General features: G+C 38.2%; 6 protein-coding genes and 1 pseudogene. 4 read left to right on the forward strand and 3 right to left on the reverse strand.

What is annotated here, in order from left to right; translation table 11 throughout:
- The first annotated feature begins 192 nt into the window (after window positions 1-192).
- Together KW850_RS31970 and KW850_RS31975 are read left to right on the forward strand one after the other, a co-directional pair.
- Window positions 193-591 carry a DUF3888 domain-containing protein gene (locus tag KW850_RS31970; RefSeq protein ID WP_218351647.1) on the forward strand — a complete coding sequence of 133 codons (399 nt, stop codon included), beginning with the start codon at window positions 193-195 and terminating at the stop codon, window positions 589-591.
- 124 nt (window positions 592-715) lie between these two features.
- Window positions 716-985: pseudogene (locus tag KW850_RS31975) on the forward strand (integrase core domain-containing protein); the annotation flags it as partial.
- Between the two features lie 74 nt (window positions 986-1,059).
- Here the strand turns inward: KW850_RS31975 and KW850_RS31980 are convergent.
- Window positions 1,060-3,279, reverse strand: coding sequence for an MMPL family transporter (locus tag KW850_RS31980; RefSeq protein ID WP_218351649.1), 2,220 nt, complete (start codon window positions 3,277-3,279; stop codon window positions 1,060-1,062).
- Between the two features lie 394 nt (window positions 3,280-3,673).
- Here KW850_RS31980 and KW850_RS31985 point away from each other — a divergent pair, with 394 nt between their 5' ends.
- Window positions 3,674-4,192 carry a TetR/AcrR family transcriptional regulator gene (locus tag KW850_RS31985; RefSeq protein ID WP_218351650.1) on the forward strand — a complete coding sequence of 173 codons (519 nt, stop codon included), beginning with the start codon at window positions 3,674-3,676 and terminating at the stop codon, window positions 4,190-4,192.
- Window positions 4,193-4,619: 427 nt separating this feature from the next.
- Window positions 4,620-5,015: a DUF3224 domain-containing protein gene (locus KW850_RS31990; RefSeq protein WP_218351651.1), complete on the forward strand. Its 396-nt coding sequence runs from the start codon at window positions 4,620-4,622 to the stop codon at window positions 5,013-5,015.
- Between the two features lie 162 nt (window positions 5,016-5,177).
- Here KW850_RS31990 and KW850_RS31995 read toward each other — a convergent pair whose 3' ends face one another.
- Both KW850_RS31995 and KW850_RS32000 read right to left on the reverse strand, forming a co-directional pair.
- Window positions 5,178-5,354, reverse strand: coding sequence for a hypothetical protein (locus KW850_RS31995; protein ID WP_218351652.1), 177 nt, complete (start codon window positions 5,352-5,354; stop codon window positions 5,178-5,180).
- Between the two features lie 85 nt (window positions 5,355-5,439).
- A complete protein-coding gene (locus KW850_RS32000) occupies window positions 5,440-5,730 on the reverse strand; it encodes a DUF5316 domain-containing protein (RefSeq protein ID WP_218351653.1) in 291 nt (96 codons plus the stop codon).
- Window positions 5,731-6,086: the final 356 nt, after the last annotated feature.

The following is a 6,086-nucleotide window of genomic DNA, read 5'->3' on the forward strand; positions in this document are numbered from 1 at the left end:
CTGTCTACGCTTAAAGACTAATGTTACCATTAGCCCTCCAAGACTCGCTACGAGCGAATGGCTAGTTCTTACTCGGCGGGAATCCCACCCGCTATATGATACGACCTAGGCTCGGCCGCACAACTGCGACGTTAGCATAATAAGAATTTCTTTAATTGTTCATTCTAAGAGAAAGCTGAATGGAGGATTCTTATGAAAAAAAGCCTTTTAATATTGATTGCCTTCTTAACCCTTTTCTCTTCTTCATCTGTTAAAGCTGAAACCATAACTAAAAAGGATGTACAGTTGCGTGATGATGTGATCCTCAATTTGCTTTTTCCATCCATCGACAAAGCAATCGAAAAATATTTCGGCAAACCGAAGCAGTATTATTGCGAACAGATTCTCCAAATCAAAAAGCTGGAATATAAAAACTATCGCTACTTTAATGCCACCGTGCAGCTAACAACATTTGAAGGTGCTCACGATTTCCCATATGATTTAGTGACTATCACTTTTAGTAATAAAAATACCATGGAGTGGCGTGCTATTGATGTCAAAAGTAGAAGGTTGAAACCAAAAGAAGTGGGTAAATGCAGGCATCCTTTGTAAAAAGGGTGCTTTTTTTCTCGATCTTTAACTCTTGCACCCGTTACTTTAAGTGTAATTCTTCACAAATTTTATGTTAGGGATAAAAAAGGACTGTTCATATTGAACAATCTATCCTGTATGTTTCCACTATTCCCACCCATTGTTTCAAAGCAAAGTGAAGAAGCTGGGTCTAACCCAATCCATGTCCCGAAAGGGAAACTGTTGGGACAATGCGCCAATGGAAAGTTTCTTTGGGCACTTTAAGGATTTAGCGGAGTATAAATCGTGTGATAATTTAAGCGAAGTAAAGAAAGAAGTTGATCGAGTAATCGAGGAATATAATCATCACCACTATCAATGGGGCTTAATGAAAATGACCCCGGTAGAATACCGGGGCCTCTTACTAGCCGCATAGCCACTTTTTTAAGACTGTCCGTAGGACGGGGTATAGTTCATTATAGGAAGCGGTTTTTTAACTGAATACAATTATTAATTAACAAAACTGTTCTGTTTATATATCTTTTCACTTTTGTTTTCCATGTGATGTATAATGCTTTCTCCTTCAACATCAATGTTAGGCAAAATTTTATCCAGCCATTTTGGCAAGTACCAGGCTGACTTACCCATGAGAGTCATGACCGCAGGTACGATTATCATTCTCACGATGAATGCGTCAAAGAAAACACCGAATGTAAGAGCCATGCCTAGTGATTTAATGATGGCATCAGGTGCCAACATGAATCCAATAAATACAGACATCATAATTAATCCTGCTGCGACTACGACTCTACCGCTCTCCCGCATTCCTTCTAAAATAGCTCTCTTCGTGTCGCCTGTATGAGTATATACTTCCCGCATCTTGCTCACTAGGAACACTTCATAATCCATGGCGAGTCCGAACAGGATGCCAATCAGAATGACAGGCAGGAAGGCTAAGATCGGACCGGCAGCCGAGAAACCAAATATATTTTGGAAATGCCCATCCTGGACGACAAATACCACGGCTCCCAACGTAGCACCAAGAGAAAGCAGAAACCCAAATACTGCTTTTAATGGAATGAGCAGAGATCTAAACACTAGAACTAAGAGTACATATGCAAGTCCCACAATAAGGGCAGCGAAAACCGGCAAGGCATCACTCAGCTTTTGTGCAATATCAATATTCATCGCTTCTGTGCCCGTTACCATTAGTTCAATTCCATTTTCTTTCTCGGTCTGGTTCGATTTGTCCCGGATCGCTTTTACCAAATCCTTCGTCTTTGTATCGTCAGGTCCTGTTTTTGGTGTGACGGAAATCATATAAATCTTTCCGGAAGGCCCAGGGATAGCAGGTGTCACACTTTTCACGCCAGATATGTTGCCTAATTCTTTTGCAATGGTGTTCATAGCATTTTGCGTTTCAACTGTTGCTTTCTCTGATTTTGCTACTACCATTAAAGAGGCATGAAATCCTTCTCCATATGCTTCCGTCAATAAATCATATGCTCTTCTTTCTGTCGTTTCTGTGGACTTTGTTGTTCCATCAGAAGGCAGGCCAAGGTTCATATGGAAAAATGGAATCGTAATCACTGCAAGTAGTCCGATTGCGAAAATTGTAACGATCAGAGGACGTCTTATGACAAATTCCCCCCATTTATTTGAACCAGCGTGTTTCTTACCTGCCCCAGTCATCTTTTGCAAAAATCGATTTTGTTTAGATGGTGCAATCTTATGACCGACAAGTCCCAATATGGCTGGTAATATGACGACTGAAACCAACACAGCTGCGAGCACAGTAAAGGCAGCGGATACGCCCATCGCTGTCAGGAATGGAATCTTTGTAACAGACAGTCCCAAAAGACCAATAATAACAGTTAATCCTGCAAAGATTACGGCACTCCCCGCTGTTCCCGTTGCGATGGCAACAGATTCTAGAACAGAATCTCCTTGTGCAAGCTGCTGTCTAAAGCGATTGATAATGAAGAGCGCATAGTCAATGCCCACTGCGAGTCCCAGCATGGCAGCTAATGATAAGGAAACAGATTGGATTTCCACATAATTGGTCCCAATCATGATTCCTAGCATTCCAATCGCTAATCCGATTATCGCAGTGAGAATCGGCAGTCCAGCTGCTAGAAAAGACACAAAGGTAAATGCCAGAACTACGAAGGCAACAAGTACTCCGACAATTTCAGTCACACCTGAAGTTTCTGAGTCTGAAAACTTGATATCGCCTCCTGATAACTCCGTTTTAACGCCGGCATCCCTTGTTGCTTCAATACTATCTAAAATCTTATCCTTAGAAAGTTCTGTGACCTTTTCCGCTTTCACTTTGTACGTAACGACTGCATATCCAATTGTCCTATCTTCACTGAGGTTCTGCAGCTGCATCGGTGCTGCCACAGAATCAACAGCTGAATCTTTTTTAATCTCATCTAGAACTTCTGCAATTTTCTGTTGTACTTCCGCTGACTCCAAGGTTTCGTTTTTTGGAGCTTGAAACACCACTTTTACTTGGGCACCTGCTGGTTGCATCGCTTTAAACTCTTTTTCAATTACTTTTCCTGCTTTATCTGCCGGCGTATTCGGAATGCTCAGCTCATCCTTGAAAGCGGAACCCCTGTTGACTGCAAAAAGCACTAATGCAATAAGAATTGCGAGTGCACTGAATACAACCTTTTTCCTATTGTTTACTGCCCAATGTCCTAACTTATACAGATATTTTGCCAATTGAATCTCACCCTATTCTTGTTGAAAATTTGTCTTGTTCTTACGTTGTAATCTAGAAATGCACAAACACCAAAACCATATATTATTCATATAACAAAATTTAAAATGTACATTATAGCTTGTATCTGAATATCCCTCCCTATTTATAGCTTGCAGAATGGCGGCAAATTGCCAGTAGGAAACAAAGAAAATGGTACACATTGACAGCAATGATGTCCTTTTATACAATGACATTATCACTGCACTAACAATTGTACTTACACGTGTAAGTATAGCAGTGAATTTTCATCTTTCAAGCACTATGTGATGATTTGCACTTAAAACGAACAGAATGAAGGATGTGTTAGCTTTGAGGAAGTCAAGAGAAGACAGTGTACACTCTCAGAGATACATTATGGAGGCATTGAGCGCACTGTTGCATGAACATAAACTGCAAGATATAACCGTAACAGCTATTTGCAAAAAGGCTGGAGTTGCCAGAGTCACATTCTACAAATACTACCGCAACGTTTACGACGTCGTGCAAGCATCTGTGGATGAAATTGTTCAACAATTTTTGAAAGAGGTTGATAGTTTGGATCCGTATGATAGTATGCAGCTAATTATTGAATATATCATAGAGGGCTTTGTGTCTGCACAGAAACCGTCAGAAAAGTTAATTGATGCAAATATATCAAGTATGCTGCTTGATTATTTGAATTATGCAATGGAAAAGGTCTTTCAAGCGGATATTACGCGCAATCATGACATGAGCAGAATGCAAATCCTGTTTTTAGCAGGCGGTATCTTTAATATTGTTACCGATTGGATTAAAAGAGGGGCAAGGGAATCTCCCCAGGCACTTGCTGCAAAAATATACGAGATTCTTCCATATGGGACAACAGATAGGGGTAGCACCAACATTTTGACGTAAAACCCACGCTAAGACATTTTTTGGAAGGGGAAACCTTGATTTTTCTACGCAAAGCAGAATAATCAAGGCTTTTATTGATATGATTCTTTTCTGTTATAAACTAACAATCCCATATCTTGGGGTTATTCCGAGATACGTGTAAAAATGGGTCATAGGCTCACTTTTATTTCCAAATTACACGATATCAAAAATAGCATTAAACAAGAATTGTGAAATTCAACCTAAAAAAGTCGAATTCCTGTACGTACGGAACCGACTTTTTAGATTGGATTGTTCAACTAAAGCACCCGTTACTTTAAGTGTAATACTTCACAAAGTTAGAAAGAAGAATAAGTAAAAACACTCCAATACCACTATATTTATGGTACTTTTTGGATGGTATACTGGAAGTGAATTACTATTTAATAATGAAGGGGGTTTTACGCGTATGGAGGTAACATTTATAGTAAGCAAATGGGATGAAAAGCCAGTTGATGACACTAGAAAAGATTTCCCTATTAATATTGCCCATGTCGAATATGATATTGACGGTGAATTAAAAGGAAAAGCTTATGTTGAATATTTATTATATTATATAGAATCAAGTGTAGATGATGGTCACTTGGCCACTTCTAAAATTTCCGGATTTCTGCATTTCGAAGGAACTTATAAGGGAAAACGAGGGACATTTACAGCTATTGAGCAAGGAGTATTTGATAAAGGAAATCTAGATTCTCCATCAACAATCATCAAAGCTACCGGTGACTTAGAAAGTTTGAAAGGGTCTTATAATTATAAGTTTACAGGTCAAACCAGTAAGATGATTCTAGATTTTAAATTCTAACAAAATACCCTAGTTGAGTAAAAAGGACATCCCTGTAATACCAGGAATGTCCTTTCTGTCGAACGAGCTTTTTTAACTATCCTGCTCGTTAGCAGAACAAGAAAAGCCACTGCTCTTATTATTGAACAATCGCACCCGTTAGTTGCACAACAAAATCTAATGTTACCGTCTCTTTTTAGCAATAAGATTTACAACTAATACTGTAATACCTACTGATAATCCACTTAAAATAGAACGAAGATTACCTTCTGGTACAGTTGAATCAATAATTATAAACATCACTGATACTAATATAACAGAAAGAAACACCGCACCTTTAATCCCCATTTCAAACCACATCGCCTTTTCCTTTTTTAAAAATGCTTTTTTAAGTATCGCACCCGTTAATTTAACAAAAAATAGGGAGTTGGTAACTATTATTCATTTAAATCAATAGAAAAAAGCAAACCGCTGCAATTAATAAATTAGGTAATCCTATTAACAAAATAGAATTAGTTTGTGAAACTCTTTGTTTTCTATCTTCTTTTGATTCAGATTGTAGATTTCTACCCAACCTATCCCCATCCACGAATGCTCCAGATAACAAAGCACCTAATATCAGTGAGATAATTCCGACAGCCCCTGTGATTTTATACAATAAAGTGTAATTGCTTGAAAACATTGAAATTAGAAAAGCGACCACCACGATACTAAGTCCTATAATTAATTTCTTCATAAATAACACATCCCTATGGATTTGTTAAATTCCAATTAGTTTACATTTTTAATTATAACATTTTCAGAATTTTATAAATACAAAAATTCCCACATAACTTCTTAAATTAACCTGCTCCGTTAGAATTCCTGTAGGCAGCTAATTTTCAACTTTGAAAAAAATAGGTCCCTCAGTAAGATATGAGTATAGACACCACTCTAACTCAAAACCTTAAGGAGGAACCCTTATATGAATTTTAAGATGCAAGACAAACAAAATCAACTAATTGAGAGAATTTCAGATAAACACCTTGTGGTTGGTGTAGATATCGCCCAAGAACTCCACGTAGCTAGAGCTGTAAATTTCCGTGGAATAAT

The organism is Bacillus sp. sid0103 (genome assembly GCF_019219025.1).